This is a genomic window from Synechococcus sp. CS-1326, from assembly GCF_025128115.1.
Taxonomy (GTDB): Bacteria; Cyanobacteriota; Cyanobacteriia; order PCC-6307; family Cyanobiaceae; genus Regnicoccus.
Map to the genome: position 1 here is coordinate 1 of NZ_JAHLYV010000015.1, position 14146 is coordinate 14146.

A 14146-nucleotide genomic window follows, 5' to 3' on the forward strand; every position below is an offset into this window, starting at 1 on the left:
CGTTCTGCCCACCGGCACCTGGACGGTCAACAACATCGAAGCCTTCACCAGCCTCAGCACCGGTAGTGCCGCTGACACCATTGCCTTCACGGTCAGGGGCAACGACAACATTATCACTAATGGGGGCAATGACACGATCAATGCCGGTCTCGGAATAGACAACGTGGATGGTGGAACTGGAACTGGCGATCTGTTGATTGTTAATTATTCAAGCAATACCTATTTCAACCCCGTCACATCCCCGACCAGTGGCATTTCAATGTACTTTAATGACCCTGCATTGGCTAGCCTCAGTGGTCAGATCACGGCTTATTACACAACGGCTTATGCGTATGATCAGGTTTCCTTCAGCAACATAGAGCGCTTCCAGATTACTGGAACAGCAGCAAAAGATATCATCTTCGGCGGATCGGGTAATGACACCCTCAATGGTGGTCTGAGGGCCGACACCTTGACTGGTGGGAATGGCAGCGACATCTATGTTGTGGACAATGTAGGTGACATGGTAGTTGAAACGAATGCCAGTCTCGCCTCCGGTGGTGCCGACCAGGTGCTTTCCTCCGTTTCCTACACCCTTAACGACAACGTTGAAAACCTCACCCTCACCGGTGTAGCCGCCATCAACGGAACTGGCAACACGCTTGCCAACGCGATCATCGGCAACAGCGCCGCCAACAATCTCAAGGGAGGCGCCGACAGCCTCAATGGAGCTGACGGGATCGACACGCTGACCGGTGGTGATGGCAATGATACGTATACCGTCCGAACCGTTGGTGACCTCATTATTGAAAGCAACGCCGATTCGATCACTGGCGGCGTCGACGGCGTGCTGAGTTCGCTGGCGAACTATACGCTGACAGCGAATGTGGAAAATCTCACCCTGACGGGATCAGCCAACAGCAACGGCACGGGCAACAGCCTCGACAACAATCTGCTTGGCAACATCGGCAACAACAGCCTTGACGGATTAGCAGGCAACGACAGCCTCGACGGAGCCCTCGGCGCCGACACACTCACCGGTGGCGACGGCAACGACACCTACATTGTGGACAACATCGGTGATGTGGTTGTGGAAAGCAATGCCGATTCGATTACTGGCGGCATTGACACGGTCCTGAGCTCCGCGGCGACCCACACACTGACGGCCAACGTGGAAAACCTCACCCTCACGGGAGGAGCACCCATCAACGGCACGGGCAACAGCCTCAACAACAGCCTGCTTGGCAACACCGGCAACAACAGCCTTGATGGATTAGCAGGCATCGATAGCCTCGATGGAGCTGCCGGCGCCGATACGCTCACAGGTGGCGACGGTAATGACACTTATACCGTTGACGACATTGGTGATGTGGTGGTGGAAACCAATGCCGATTCGATTACTGGCGGGATTGATACGGTCCTGAGCTCCGCGGCGACCCACACACTGACGGCCAACGTGGAAAACCTCATTCTCACCGGAGGAGCACCCAGCAGCGGCACGGGCAACAGCCTGGCCAACGCGATCACTGGCAATGGCTTTGCTAACAGTCTCAAAGGGGGCGACGACAGCCTCCTCGGAGTTGACGGCATCGACACGCTGACCGGTGGTGATGGTAACGACACCTACACCGTCGCAACAGTTGGTGACCTCGTTGTTGAAATCACCGCCGATGCGGTCATCGGGGGCACGGATGAGGTGAAGAGTTCTCTGGCGGCCTACACGCTGACAGCAAATGTGGAAAACCTCACCCTCGAGGGAGCAGCCATCAGCGGCACAGGAAACAGCCTCGCCAATGTGATCACTGGCAACTTGGCGGCCAACAGTTTCACCGGTGGCGGCGGCAACGACACCCTGATAGGTGGTGCCGGTAACGACACCTATCTATTTGATGCAGACCTTGTTCTAGGCGCTGACACCCTCAATGAAGCCGGTGGCGGCATTGACACCCTCAATTTCAGTGCCACCAGCACCAGAGCAATCAACCTCAGCCTCGCTGTAGCCACCATCCAGGTTGTCGCCACCACCAACCTGAGCCTCATCCTTGGTTCAGCTAGCACCTTTGAGAACCTCATCGGTGGCACCTTCGCTGACACCCTCACCGGCAACTCGTTGACCAACAGCCTCACCGGTGGCGGCGGCAGCGACACACTTACAGGTGCTGCTGGCAACGACACCTATCTCTTTGATGCAGATCTGGCCCTCGGCGCTGACATCCTCAATGAGGCCGGTGGCGGTATCGACAGCCTTGATTTCACTGCAACCACCACCATCGCAATCAACGTCGACCTGAGCTTGGCCACCATCCAGGTTGTCAACGGCAACCTCAGCCTCACCCTTGGTTCGGCCACAAACTTTGAGAACCTGATCGGTGGTGCCCTAGGCGATACGCTCACAGGTAATAGCCTGGCCAACAGCCTCATAGGTGGTGGCACCGGCATCGACACGCTGACCGGCGGGAATGGCAACGACACCTACACCATTGAAACGGTGGGCGATCTGGTGGTGGAAACCAATGCCGATTCGATTACTGGTGGTATCGACAGGGTGCTGAGTTCTTTGGCGGCCTACACGCTGACAGAGAACGTGGAAAACCTCACCCTCGCGCCAGTAGCCACAGCCCTCAGCGGCACGGGCAACAGCCTGGCCAACACGATCACCGGCAATGCCTTCGCTAACAGCCTCAAGGGAGGCGCCGACAGCCTCCTCGGAGTTGACGGCATCGACACGCTGACCGGTGGTGATGGCAACGACACCTACACCGTCGCAGCTGGTGACATCGTTGTTGAAACCAACGCCGCTGCTGCCGGCGGTACCGACACAGTCCTGAGTTCCCTGGCGGCCTACACACTCACCGCCAATGTGGAGAACCTCACCCTCACCGGTCTGGCGCCCATCGACGGCACTGGCAACAGCGGGAGGAATGCCATACTCGGAAATGAGGCCGCCAACATCCTCAAGGGAGGCGATGACAGCCTCAACGGAGTTGACGGCATCGATACGCTGACCGGTGGCAATGGCAACGACACTTACACCGTCGCAACTATTGGAGACCTCGTTGTTGAAAGTAACGCCGATGCCGTCCTCGGAGGCACGGATATGGTGAGGAGTTCGCTTGCGGCCTACACGCTGACAACGAACGTCGAGAACCTCACCCTTACGGGAGCAGCAAACATCACCGGCACGGGCAACAGCCTCGGCAATATCATCACCGGCAACGACGGCGAAAATCTTCTAAATGGAGCAGGAGGGAATGACACCCTCACCGGTGGCCTTGGTAAAGACACCTATCGGTTTGCTTCGACTCTTGATGCCAGCACCAATATCGATTCGATCACAAATTTTGATATCGACCTAGGCGAGATCATTCAATTAGAGAATAGCTTCTTCACCGCTCCCTCCCTCGCCGCAGTGGGGACCTTGGCGGCCTCGGCATTCTTCGTCGGTGCCGCAGCAACAACAGCTGACCAGCGCATTCTTTACGATTCAACTATCGGCTCCCTGCTCTATGACCGCGATGGTACCGGTGCCATTGGCTCCATCGCCTTCGCCACCCTCACGCCCGACCTAGCCCTCACCAACACCTTCTTCACCATCACCTGAGCAACGGCAACCGCCCAGCTGACAGCCCATCCACCAGCGCCAGCTGGGCCGGCAGGCATACGCTCGCCAGGTCGTAGCCCTCCACCACGGTCTGGCGGGCCGCTAGGCCCAGGGAGCTGAAACGTTTGGGGTCCGCTAGCACCGAAGCGATGGCATTCGCTAGGCCCTCCTGATCAAAGAAATCCACCAGCAGGCCATTGCGGCCCGCTTCGATCACCTCCTGCACCGGTGCGGTGGCCGAACCGATCACCACAGCACCGCAGGCCATCGCCTCCAGCAGGCTCCAGCTCAGCACGAATGGATAGGTGAGATACACATGGCAGGCACAGATCCGGAACAGCTCATGCAACACCGGATGGGGTATGCGCCCCACGAAGTGAATCCTGGAAAGGTCGAGCCTGCCGGCAAGCTCCTGCAGCAGCACCTGCTTCCAACTGCCGCCTCCTGGTGGCGGCGCCCCGTAGCTCACGCCCTCCTCGCCCACGATCACCACCCGCGCCTGGGGGCGCAGTTGCTGCAGCAACGGCAGCATCCGCAGAAAGCAGTGAATGCCCCGGTAGGGCTCCAGGTTGCGGGCCACGAAACTCACCACCTCATCACCTGGCCGCAAGGTGAGGCCCGCCCGCTCCAGCCGAATCTCGGCACCTTGCCGCGGTGCCACCAGCTGGGTGTCGATGCCTTCATGGATCACGCTGATCCGATCGCGGTAGGCGATCGGTGCGGTGCTGGCCTGCCATCGGGTGGGAGCCAGGCCCCAGTCGAGGTCTTCCAAGGCCAGCAGCTGGGGCGCACGCCGCAGGCGCAGCCGGGCCCGGGAAGGCCAGCCCGGCCTGGTGAACTCCGGATCGAAGCCGGCATCGGCACCCGCCAATTGATAAAAGAACTCCAGCTGGTGCAGCACCGGTACCCCGGGCAGCACATCCTTGATGGCCAGCAGCTCGCCCCAGCCGGGATGGCCGATCACCAGATCCACCTTGAGCCCCTGGCTTCGCAGCGCGTCGATCCGGGTTGCCACCGCCTCGCCGCGCAGCACCTTGGTCTGCAGGTCGGCTGCCCAGTCGTGGCAGGCCGGCACTCCACCTGCTGGCAAGGGGTTGTAGCGATGCAGCAGTACTCCGTCCAGCGGCTGCGCCGTGGGTCCGCCGATCGCTGTCACCTGATCGCCACGGGCCACCAGGGCGGCGGCCAGGTGGCGATACTGGCCCGGAAAATTCTGATGCACGAACAGTACGTTCATCGGCTGGTTTTCGGTCTTGTCGAGGCCATCACCTGCCCAGAGTGTGAAGCCCATCGACCTTCCGACACCTTCGCCCGGCGCCGCTCTGTATTCTCTTGATGGAATCTCGGCAAAGCATGGCGGCGATCCAGCCATTCAGCATTGGTGCCGCGACCCCAGACACCTTTCCCATCACCGCTGATCAGCGGCGTTGGCTCAGTCGTCACGATCTGCTGCTGCCGCTGCTGCGCAAGCAGATCATCGCTGCTGCGGTCAAGGCCATTGCCCTGTCAGAGCAGGATCGCCAGGCGGCTTTCCAGGGCTGGTGCCGTTGCCATGGCATCGGCAGCGAAGCGGAGCTGGATACCTTCTGCCATCAGCGCGGCCTCAGCCGCGCTGATGCCGCCTGGCAGGCGGAACTTCCCAGCCGCATCGAGGCCCATTGCCGCGAGCACTTCGCTCATCGGAGCGAAAACCACTTCCTGGCCCGCAAGCATCAGCTTGATGAGGTGGTCTACAGCCTGCTGCGGGTTTGTGAGGCTTCTCTGGCCCGGGAGCTCTACCTCCGCATCGCTGAAGGAGAAGCCGACTTCGCCGAACTCGCCGCCAGCCATGCCATGGGGCCGGAACAGCGCACCCGCGGCGTGATCGGTCCTGTGCCATTGATCCAGGCCCATCCAGCCCTCGCCGAGTTGCTGCGCAGCAGCCAGCCGGGCCAGTTGCGCCTCCCCCTGCGGATCGATAGTTGGTGGCTCGTTGTGCGTCTTGAAGCGTTGCGGCCGGCCTGTTTCGATGCCGCCACAGAGCTGGCGATGGCCCGTGAGCTGTTCGAGGCCTGGGTGGAGGAGAGCGTGCGGCAGCAGTTGCCCGGCCTGTCGATCCTGGATCGATGACCACCCTGCTCCCCCCCGGCTCCCTGCTGGACCTGGCCCCATTCCGCGATCTCCCCGCTGCCGATCAGCAGCGGCTGGCTGAGGCCCAAACCCTGGTGGATTACCCCGTCGGGGCCTCGATCAGCCGCGCCGACGTGCTCGCCGATCGGGTGGTGGTGCTGCTGGAAGGCCAGGCCAGGCTGCTGGCTGAAACCAACGGTCTGCCATTCACCCTGGAGCGGCTCGGACCCGGCTCCATCATTGGTCTGGCCTCGTTGCTGCGCGCTGCGGCCTGTGAAGAGGTGAGTGCCGCCAGTGCCGTTCGGGCCGTCACCTTGCCGGATCGCCTCATCCTGGAGCTCCACGCCAGCAGTGCGGCCTTCCGCAGCTGGTGTGCCGCCCAGCTCTGGCCGGCCGAGCTGCAGGCGCTGCTGACGGTGCTCCATGTCGACAGTGCCCGCTGCTTCGATTCCGATCAGCAACGGCAGAGCCTGATCCAGGCCAGCGCTCAGGCCCGTCTGCTGGCGGCCGGGCCGGGGGTGTGGGCCACGCTGGGCGAAGAGGAGGTTCTGGTGGTGGCCAGCGCCAACCTGGGTGGAGCGGAGATTGGAACGGTGCTGCGCCGTGGCGATCCCCTGCCCGTGGTCCGTCCACCCCTGCCGGCCCGGCTGATCGCCCTGCCGGCGGCCCTGCTCGCCGTGGTCGCCGCTCCCTTCTCCGGCCCGGAAGCAGGGCCTGGCGAGGAGCATCCAGCCGGGCCACCCCTGGCCTCCGACCTCGACCTCGGCCAGTCCGATCCGGCCAGGCAGCTGCGCCTGATCCGCGCCAGTGGCCCCCTGGATGAAACCCTGGCCTGCTTTCAGATGCTGGCCACGCTGCTGGAGCTTCCCTTCCGCCGCGACGCGATCGAATCCAGCCTGCGCAGTGCCCTGCGGCGCCAACCGGCGCCTGATCTGCCGCTCTGCGGCCAGCTGGCGGCCACGCTCGGGCTGCATGTCAGCGGCGCCAAGGTGCCCGCCCGCGCCGCCACCCGCCTCCTCACCCCCTGCCTGCTGCCCTGGAACGGCGGTTTTGCCATTGCCACCGCCAGCAATGCCGCAGGCCTTCGGCTTGCCTCCCCCCGGGATGGCTGGGTTCAACTCTCACCGCCCGAGCTGGAGGAACACTTCCCGGAGGGGATCGAGCTGTTGATGCTGGAGCGCAGCAGCAGCAGCCCCGAGCAGCGTTTCGGCCCGGGCTGGTTCTGGCCGGCGCTGCAGCGCTATCGCGGCATGTTGCTGCAGGTGCTGCTGGCCTCCTTCGTGGTGCAGCTGTTCAGCCTGGCCAATCCCCTGCTGATCCAGGTGATCATCGACAAGGTGATTTCCCAGCGCAGCCTCGACACCCTTCAGGTGCTGGGTTTTGCCCTTGTGGTGGTAACGCTGATGGAGGGGTTGATCGGCAGCATGCGCACCTTCCTGTTCACCGACACCACCAATCGCATCGATCTGCGGCTCGGTGCCGAGGTGATCGATCACCTGCTGCGGCTGCCGCTGGGGTACTTCGATCGACGGCCGGTCGGTGAGCTCGGCACCCGGATCGCCGAACTGGAGAAAATCCGCAACTTCCTCACCGGCCAGGCCCTGCTCACCGTGCTCGATGCGGTGTTTTCGGTGATCTACATCCTGGTGATGCTGCTCTACAGCTGGCTGCTCACCCTGATCGCTCTGGCTGTCCTGCCGATCCAGATCGCCCTCACCCTGCTGGGCTCTCCCCTGATCCGTCGCCAGATCCGCAGCACCGCCGAGGAGAACGCCCGCACCCAGTCCCATCTGGTGGAGGTGCTCACCGGCATCCAGACGGTGAAGGCCCAGAACGTCGAGATGGTGAGTCGCTGGAAGTGGCAGGAGTACTACAGCAAATACATCGCCCGCAGCTTCGAGAAGGCGATCACCGGCACCGCCCTCAATGAAACCAGCCAGGTGCTCCAGAAGCTCTCCCAGCTGATGGTGCTCTGGGTGGGTGCCAGCCTCGTGCTCAAGGGCGAACTCACCCTGGGTCAGCTGATCGCCTTCCGGATCATCAGTGGCTTCGTCACCCAGCCGCTGCTGCGGCTCTCCTCGATCTGGCAGAACATTCAGGAATTGCGGGTGTCGTTCGAGCGGCTGGCCGATGTGGTGGACACACCCGAGGAATCGAACCAGGCCGACCAGGCCAAGATCCCCCTGCCACCGCTGGTTGGTCTGGTGGATTTTCAGGCCGTCAGCTTTCGGTTCAGCCCAGCCACTCCGGAGGTTCTCAAGAACATCAATCTCACCATCCAGCCAGGTACCTTCGTGGGAATCGTTGGCCAGAGCGGCAGCGGCAAGAGCACCTTGATGAAGTTGTTGCCCAGGCTCTACAGCCCCAGCTCCGGGCAGATCCTGATCGACCAGTACGACATCGACAAGGTGGAGCTCTATTCCCTCCGCCGCCAGATCGGCATCGTGCCCCAGGAACCGTTGCTGTTCTCCGGTTCGATCAGCACGAACATCGCCCTCACCAATCCAGAAGCCACCAGTGAAGCGATCGTTTCCGCCGCCCGCGCCGCGGAGGCCCATGATTTCATCATGGCGTTGCCTGATGGCTACAGCTCCATGCTTGGCGAGCGGGGGGCATCGCTCTCCGGAGGGCAGCGTCAGCGCCTGGCCATCGCCCGCACCCTGCTCGGCAACCCGAAGCTGCTGGTGATGGATGAGGCCACCAGCGCCCTCGATTACGACACCGAACGCCGGGTCTGCGACAACCTCCGCGAGCGGATGGCCGGTTGCACCACCTTCTTCATCACCCATCGTCTCAACACGATCCGCCGCGCAGACCTGATCGTGGTGATGCACCAGGGAGCGATTGTCGAAACCGGCAGCCATGCCGAACTGATCAGCCTTCAGGGCCGCTACTACGCCCAGTCGCGCCAACAGGAGAGCGCTTGATGGCCTGGTCTTTTCGGCGATGGTCTCCCTTCCGGCAGGCCCAGAACGCCCTGGAACGCGGGGTGCAGTCGGAGCCGGAGGCGGTGGTGCTTCAGCAATCCACCGTGTGGGTGCGGGGCATCACCTGGAGCCTGATGGGCCTCTCGGCTTTTGCGCTGGGCTGGTTGGCCCTGGCCCAGACCGAGGAGATCGTCACCGTGCCAGGCAAGTTGGAGCCGCTTGGTGTGGTCAAAGATGTGCAGATGCCGGTGGGCGGAGTGGTGAAATCCGTTCTGATCAAGGAGGGAGACAGGGTGAAGCAGGGCCAGGTGTTGCTTCGCCTCGATACCGAAGCCAGCCTTGATCGCCAGCGCAGCATCCGGGAAACGATCCGCCACAAGCAGCAGCAACTTCAGCTCAAGCAGGCCGAACTGCGCCGCTCCCTTGATCTCAACACCACGGAGCAAACGATGTTGCGTCGCTCCCTCGCCCTCGAAGGGGAAGTGCTTCAGCGTTTTGATGTGCTCAATCGCGAAGGTGCCGCCGCCGAACTGCAGTTTCTGCAGCAGCGCAACAAGGTGCAGGAGGTGCAGGGGAAACTCGAACAGTCCGCCGCTGATCGGCTCCGCCAGGAGGCGATCCTGAATCAGGGGCTACAGGAGCTGGCCGGCCAGCTGGCGGAGTTGCGCACCTCGCTGATCGAACTAAATGTGAATATCCGCTATCAGGAGGTGCGATCGCCGGTGGACGGCCTGGTGTTCAACCTCAAGCCCACCGGCAGTGGTTTCGTGGCCCAAACGAGCGAGCCGGTGATGAAGATCGTTCCGTTCGACAAGCTCGAAGCACGGGTCGAGATTCCCAGCGCTTCGATCGGCTTCGTTCAGGTGGGCCAACCGGTTGATATCAGCATCGATTCCTTCCCCGCCTCCGATTTCGGGGTGATCTCCGGTGCCGTTCGCCGGATCGGCTCCGATGCCCTGCCCCCCGATTCCCTGAAGCAAACCTATCGTTTCCCGGCCGATATCCGCCTCGTTTCCCAGCAGCTCAAGCTGAAAAGTGGCCAGGATCTTCCCTTGCAGGTCGGCATGTCCCTGACCGCAAACATCAAATTGCGAAAGGTCACCTACTTGCAGTTGCTGCTCAGTGATTTCAAGAACAGGGCCGATTCCCTGCGCCGGATCTGAAAACCAACCCGAAGTCCAACCTGAATACCAGCCCTCATCCGGCCTGAATCCGGCGCTGATCTGCTGCTCCTAGGGCCTGCCCTTGCCTGTTTCAGCTGCCGACTCCAGCTGCACCACCAGCTTCACGCCGGTGGCTTCGGCAAGCGGTTCGGCGCAGGCCTCCAGGCTCCAGCGCTCCAGGCTCAGGTCGAGTCCCGCGGCGGCCGCCTCCAGGCCGATCTTCAACTGACCGTTCCTGATCGCGACGCTCAGCGCCTTGACCGCCGGCGTCGGGCGGCGATCCAGGGAAGCGGCCAGCCGCAGCAGCAGAGCCATCGCATTGACCGTCTGGCGCTGTTCGCCGCTGGGCACCTGCAGCCAGGCCTCATGGCGCTTCTTGGGGAGGCTGCGGCGGTGGTAGCGGGCGATCGCCGCCACCATCACCTGTTCGGTTTCGGAATAGCCGAGCAGATCGCCATGGCGAATCAGATACCAGCTGTGCTTGTGGTAAGCGCTGATGTTGATGTGCTGCCCGCAGGTGTGCAGCATCGCGGCGGCCCAGAGCAGCTGGCGACCTTCGCCATGATCGTGGTGCAGCAGGCCCGAGCAGCGGTCGTAGAGCTCGAGCGCGTGGGCGGCGACCCGCTGGGCCCGGGCCTGGTCGACGCGGAAGCGTCGGGCCAGATCCTCGACGGTGCGCTGGCGCACATTGCTCTGAAAGCTGAAGCGATCGACGATCAGCCCCTGGCGCAGCATCCAGTCGACGATCAGCCCCTCCCGCAGGGCCCGGTCGCTGATCACCAGCTCGCGGAGCTTGAGCATCACCATCGCCTGCTGCAGCACCAGGGCACCGGGCACGATGATTTCGGCTCGCCGTTCATTGATCGCCGGGATCGCCTTGCGTTCCTCCAGGGTCATCGCCGCCAGCTGATCCACCAGCTGATCGATCCGCTCGCGGCTCACCTTGAAGCCCTGCAACCGCAGCGGCGGCCGCTCCTCCTGGGCGGCGGCCAGGGCGGCCAGGGTGATCGCCGTGCCGCTGGTGGCTACCAGAACGGGCCGCTCGCCAGGCTTGAGGGCCCGCCGGACCCGGTCGACCGCCGGCTCCAGGGACCCCTGGATGAAGGCCCGCAGGAAGGCCAGCCGCGCTGGTGTCAGGGGGTCCTGGTCAACGAAATCCCGTTGCAGCCGCACCGCCCCCACCCGGGTGCTGGTCAGTTCGCGGGCATCACGTCCGTCCGCGAGGATCAGCTCGGTGGAACCGCCACCGATGTCGAGGATCAGGTGGGCCTGGTCCCCGAAGGCCATGCCGGAGAGCACTCCGAGGTAGATCAGGCGGGCCTCCTCCGGCCCACTGACCAGATCCACCTCAAGCCCGAGCCGCTCCTGCACCGCCTGCACGAAGCTGCGGCCGTTGGGGGCTTCCCGCACGGCGCTGGTGGCGGCGGTGAGGATCTGCTCCGCCCCGTGGCTGTGGGCCAGGTCGCGGTAGCGACCGAGGACGAGGAAGGCCCGATCGATCGCCGCGGGCGTCAGCTCACCGCTGTCGGGATCGCGCTCCCCCAGGCGGGTGCTGGATTTCTCCGCCTGCATGATCCGGAAACTGCGCGTCTGGGGGTCGACGGCGGCGATCAGCAGGTGAATCGAGTTGGTGCCGATGTCGATCGCGGCCACCTGGCGCAGCTCCGACGACGGATCCAGGGCGACTGTGGAGGCTGGCATCCGATCGATGGCCCGGCGCAAACGGCGTCACTTTGCCATTGCGCCCCGGGTGGGTGAGCGGATGGCTGCGTCCCCGCAACTAACCTGGCCCCATGCACATCCGCGCCGTCCTGCGGGGCTGGGTCGAGCTGCTGCGCTGGCAGAAGCCCAGTGGTCGTCTGATCCTGTTGATTCCAGCCGGCTGGGCCCTCTGGCTGCTGCCCTCCGGGCCGCCGCCAGCGCCGCTGGTCGGGTTGGTCGTGCTCGGTGGCCTCGCCGTCAGCGGAGCCGGCTGCGTGGCCAATGACCTCTGGGACCGGCACCTCGATCCCCTGGTGGAGCGCACCAGGAACCGCCCCCTCGCCAGCGGGCGGGTGAGTGTCGCCAGCGCTGCGTTGCTGCTGGTGCTCGCTCTGCTGGCCGCTCTGCTGGTGGTGGCCCTGCTGCCGGAGCGGGGGCGGGGGCTCTGCCTGGCACTGGCGATCGCCACCCTGCCGCCGGTGCTGCTCTATCCATCCGCCAAGCGCTGGTTCGCCTTCCCCCAGCTGGTGCTGGCCTTCTGCTGGGGCTTCGCCGTGCTGATCCCCTGGGCTGCCGCCACCGGCGGTCTCTGGGGCGAGAGGGGTGGCGGCTGGCCCCTGCTGCTGGTCTGGGCGGCCACCCTGTTGTGGACCTTCGGCTTCGACACGGTGTACGCCATGGCCGATCGGCGTGACGATGCCGCGGTGGGCCTGCGCAGCAGTGCCCTCAGCCTGGGTGCCGCCGCTCCGACCGCCGTCGCCATCTGCTACGGCCTCACCGCCCTGTTCCTGGCGATCGCCGCCAGCCTGCAGGGGGTGAGCTGGCCTTTCTGGCCGCTCTGGGGTTTCGCGGCGATCACCATGCAGCGGGAGGCGTTGCTGCTGCGCGCTGAACCGGCCACTTCCACCTTCGCCGCGCACTTCCGGCATCAGGTGCTGCTTGGCGGGTTGCTGCTGCTGGCCCTGGTGACAGGGCGGCCCTGATGGAGCGCTCCGCCCCAGACTCGTTCAGCCGAAGGGCCGCCAGGGTGTTGCCCATGCCAGCAGCGCTGCGGCCCGGCGAGCGGGTGCGGCTGGTGGCCGCCAGCTCTGCTCTCGGCGATCCGGGCCGCCTCGAGCAGGGCGTGGCTCTGCTGCAGGAGTGGGGGCTGGAGGTGGAGCGCCCCTTTGATCCGGCCCGCCGCTGGGGCTACCTGGCCGGCAGCGACAGCCAGCGCTGCGCCGACCTGCAGAGCTCCGCCCCCTTGCTGGCCTGCGTGCGCGGTGGCTGGGGCTCGGCCCGGTTGCTGGAGCAGCACCTGCCCGCTCACCAGGGCTGGCTGCTCGGCTTTTCGGATGCCACATCCCTGCTCTGGGCGCGGCTGGCGCTGGGGGTCGGCGGCGGGATCCACGGTCCGATGGTCACCAGCCTCGCCAGCGAGCCGGCCTGGAGCCGCGAGCGGCTGCGGGCCCTGCTGTTCGGCGAACCGCTGCCTCCCCTGCAGGGCGAGAGCTGGTGCGGTGGCATCGCCGAGGGCCCGCTGCTGGTGGCCAACCTGACCGTGGCCACCCACCTGCTCGGCACCCCTTTCCTGCCACCCCTGGCCGGGGCGGTGCTGATTCTCGAAGATGTGGGTGAAGCGCCTTACCGGATCGAGCGATTGCTCACCCACTGGCGATTGTGCGGCGCCCTGCAGCAGCTCGCCGGCCTCGGTTTCGGCAGTTTCGAGGGCTGCGACGATCCAGCTGACACCGTGGCAGGCCGTGTGGCCGACATCGCGGCCGACTCCGCTGAATCCTGTGAACCACCGGCGCATCGCTTCAGCCTGGAGCAGGTGCTGAGGGAGCGCAGCGCTGATCTGGGCATACCCGTGGTCGGACGGTTGCCGGTGGGTCATGCCCCCGGCAATGCCGCCTTGCCACTGGGCTGTCGTGTCCGGCTCGATGGCGCCGCTGGCCAGCTCACTCTGCTGCCTTAGCGGCGCGCTCTGCCAGGAAGGTCGCGGCGAGGCTCAGGTCGAAGGGGGTGGTGATCTTGATGTTGGACGCCGGTGCGGCGATCACCCGCACCGGCCAGCCCAGCTGCTCGAACAGAGCGGCGTCATCGGTGACCACCCAGCCCTGCTCGATCGCCCGGCCATGGGCCTGGCGCAGGGCCTCCACCGGGAAGCCCTGGGGGGTCTGGGCAGCCCAGAGCACGGAGCGGTCGAGGGTCCGCTCGATCATGGCCTCTCCATCCACCTGTTTGATCGTGTCGCTCACAGGCGAGGCGGCGATCACCGCTTCGCCCCGCTCCACCGCTTCGGCGCAGCGGGCGATCAGGGCCGGTGTCACCAGGCAGCGGGCGCCGTCATGGATCAGCACACCGCCGGCTTCCGGCGGCAGGGCGGCCAGACCCCGGCTCACCGACTCCTGGCGGCTGGCGCCACCGACGATCCAGCGCACGGGACGTTCCGGTCGGGCGGCCTCGATCAGGGCTTCCACCGCAGCCTGATCGACCGGCTGACCCACCACCCCGATCCAGCGGATCGAGTCGCAGGCGAGGGCCGCTTCCAGCGTCCAGGCCAGGACGGCGCGGCCCGCCACCGGCAGCAGCAGCTTGTTCCGCTCGGCGCCCATGCGGCGTCCACTGCCGGCAGCGGCGATCAGCAAATGCACAAGCGACTCCTGATGGGGCGGCAAAACCGG

The 14146-nt window shown here is 64.7% G+C and carries 9 protein-coding genes; 6 read left to right on the forward strand and 3 right to left on the reverse strand.

The window, feature by feature from the left end:
• Positions 1-3580 (forward strand): calcium-binding protein (locus KQ307_RS04970; RefSeq protein WP_311133748.1); only part of this gene is annotated, 3580 nt, incomplete at its 5' end.
• Here the strand turns inward: KQ307_RS04970 and KQ307_RS04975 are convergent.
• Positions 3573-4871, reverse strand: coding sequence for a glycosyltransferase (locus KQ307_RS04975; RefSeq protein ID WP_259727176.1), 1299 nt, complete (start codon positions 4869-4871; stop codon positions 3573-3575). The genes KQ307_RS04970 and KQ307_RS04975 overlap by 8 nt on opposite strands.
• Before the next feature lie 44 nt (positions 4872-4915).
• On the opposite strand from KQ307_RS04975, the gene KQ307_RS04980 reads away from it, so the two are divergent.
• From KQ307_RS04980 to KQ307_RS04990, 3 genes are read left to right on the forward strand one after another with little or no spacing between them, the layout of a single operon-like run.
• Positions 4916-5689: a peptidylprolyl isomerase gene (locus KQ307_RS04980; protein ID WP_259727177.1), complete on the forward strand. Its 774-nt coding sequence runs from the start codon at positions 4916-4918 to the stop codon at positions 5687-5689.
• Positions 5686-8616 carry a peptidase domain-containing ABC transporter gene (locus tag KQ307_RS04985; RefSeq protein ID WP_259727178.1) on the forward strand — a complete coding sequence of 977 codons (2931 nt, stop codon included), beginning with the start codon at positions 5686-5688 and terminating at the stop codon, positions 8614-8616. The genes KQ307_RS04980 and KQ307_RS04985 overlap by 4 nt, the downstream gene beginning before the upstream one ends.
• Entirely contained in the window at positions 8616-9779 is a 1164-nt protein-coding gene (locus KQ307_RS04990; RefSeq protein ID WP_259727179.1) for an HlyD family secretion protein, read from the forward strand. The genes KQ307_RS04985 and KQ307_RS04990 overlap by 1 nt, the downstream gene beginning before the upstream one ends.
• Before the next feature lie 69 nt (positions 9780-9848).
• Here KQ307_RS04990 and KQ307_RS04995 read toward each other — a convergent pair whose 3' ends face one another.
• A complete protein-coding gene (locus KQ307_RS04995) occupies positions 9849-11480 on the reverse strand; it encodes a Ppx/GppA phosphatase family protein (RefSeq protein WP_259727180.1) in 1632 nt (543 codons plus the stop codon).
• Positions 11481-11572: 92 nt separating this feature from the next.
• On the opposite strand from KQ307_RS04995, the gene KQ307_RS05000 reads away from it, so the two are divergent.
• Entirely contained in the window at positions 11573-12463 is an 891-nt protein-coding gene (locus KQ307_RS05000; RefSeq protein ID WP_259727181.1) for a 4-hydroxybenzoate polyprenyltransferase, read from the forward strand.
• Positions 12464-12516: 53 nt separating this feature from the next.
• On the forward strand, positions 12517-13437 hold the full coding sequence (locus tag KQ307_RS05005) for an LD-carboxypeptidase (protein ID WP_259727182.1): 921 nt from the start codon (positions 12517-12519) through the stop codon (positions 13435-13437).
• Here KQ307_RS05005 and ispD read toward each other — a convergent pair.
• Positions 13421-14116, reverse strand: a complete 696-nt coding sequence (gene ispD, locus KQ307_RS05010) for a 2-C-methyl-D-erythritol 4-phosphate cytidylyltransferase (protein WP_259727183.1) — start codon at positions 14114-14116, stop codon at positions 13421-13423. The genes KQ307_RS05005 and ispD overlap by 17 nt on opposite strands.
• Positions 14117-14146 lie beyond the last annotated feature (30 nt).

Coding starts and splice junctions, on each gene's coding strand:
- KQ307_RS04985 (WP_259727178.1), top strand. CDS start 5,686: ATGACCACCCTGCTCCCCCCCGGCTCCCTGCTGGACCTGGCCCCATTC.
- KQ307_RS05005 (WP_259727182.1), top strand. CDS start 12,517: ATGCCAGCAGCGCTGCGGCCCGGCGAGCGGGTGCGGCTGGTGGCCGCC.
- KQ307_RS04990 (WP_259727179.1), top strand. CDS start 8,616: ATGGCCTGGTCTTTTCGGCGATGGTCTCCCTTCCGGCAGGCCCAGAAC.
- KQ307_RS04975 (WP_259727176.1), bottom strand. CDS start 4,871: ATGGGCTTCACACTCTGGGCAGGTGATGGCCTCGACAAGACCGAAAAC.
- KQ307_RS05000 (WP_259727181.1), top strand. CDS start 11,573: ATGCACATCCGCGCCGTCCTGCGGGGCTGGGTCGAGCTGCTGCGCTGG.
- KQ307_RS04980 (WP_259727177.1), top strand. CDS start 4,916: ATGGAATCTCGGCAAAGCATGGCGGCGATCCAGCCATTCAGCATTGGT.
- KQ307_RS04995 (WP_259727180.1), bottom strand. CDS start 11,480: ATGCCAGCCTCCACAGTCGCCCTGGATCCGTCGTCGGAGCTGCGCCAG.